The sequence below is a fragment of the Bradyrhizobium sp. 2TAF36 genome (genome assembly GCF_052114925.1).
Taxonomy (GTDB): domain Bacteria; phylum Pseudomonadota; class Alphaproteobacteria; order Rhizobiales; family Xanthobacteraceae; genus Bradyrhizobium; species Bradyrhizobium barranii.
In genome coordinates, this window is sequence record NZ_JBFRFR010000243.1 from 1 (window position 1) to 1,014 (window position 1,014).

Annotated in this window: 1 pseudogene; it reads left to right on the forward strand. The window is 63.2% G+C overall.

From position 1 onward, the window contains the following. Positions 1–143 precede the first annotated feature (143 nt). Positions 144–339 (forward strand): annotated as a pseudogene (locus AB4Z51_RS44995) (SOS response-associated peptidase); the annotation flags it as partial. Positions 340–1,014: the final 675 nt, after the last annotated feature.

A 1,014-nucleotide genomic window follows, 5' to 3' on the forward strand; every position in this document is an offset into this window, starting at 1 on the left:
ATTCTCGTCCACAACACAGATAGCCGTCTCCTTTAGCGAAACATCCAGACCGACATAGTGCTTCATGTTCCCGCTCCTGYTGCCACCGGCTCGCCGGCTTCCCTTCCAGGCTGAGCCTTTCGAGCAGCAACCGCAATCACCCCATCTACAGCATCGCGACGAACCAAGCTGCGTCGCCGCACTGTTTCGCGTCGCCAACCGATACGTCGGCAACCTCGCACCGATGCCCGGCGTGTTTCCCGACTATCCTGCGCCGGTCGTCCGCAACACAGACGCAGGATGGTGTTGATGCGGTGGGGCATGCCGCCGCCACTTCGCACAGGCGTGCTGCCAGTCACGCCCCGCTGACCCCGGCCGTCGGGCAAAACACCGGGTCATTCCGATCTGCGCCGGTGTCAAGCTGCGCTTGCAAGAATATTCCACTTTACCGAAATTCGGAATTGGCGTATGTGCTGCCCATCCCGGCTCACCAAGAGGGGCGATCTTGTGTCGTCACTGTCGCGAGCCGGGTTGCGGTGGACGCGGCAGCGTTGGGCGCGAAAAGTGCGGGCAGGGCGGATTGCTCTCCGTGAGCCCAAAGCTTCGTGCCGGATGAGCGGCGCTGTCAGGTTCGTCTCGTCTGTAAGTTTCCGGCTCCGTCGACAGGGCTGGAAAAACTGCGGCAAAATGGCGGGCCGTGCGTACGGCAAAACCGTGTGGTCCTGGCCGTCGTTGCTACGGTCAAGTGCTTTGCGAATGCGGCAGTCGCGTCAACCGGCGCGGTGTCGGTGACTTTCGCAAGCGTGAGGGAGGCCAGAAGGAACTCGGCTCCCGGGAGAGCACGGCATAAGCCGTCCGACCATCGCGCAGGGAAGGCCGAGTGATCGGCACCACCTGTATGCTGCTGTGCGGTTTCCTTGCGCTACCTTTCGCGCAGCGGACCGCGGGTGCGAGGTCAGCACCCGGCCTTCCCTGCGCCCTCTTGGCTTCGAGGGTGGAACGACGAAGCAAAGCTCGGGCGAGATGCGCCGCGAG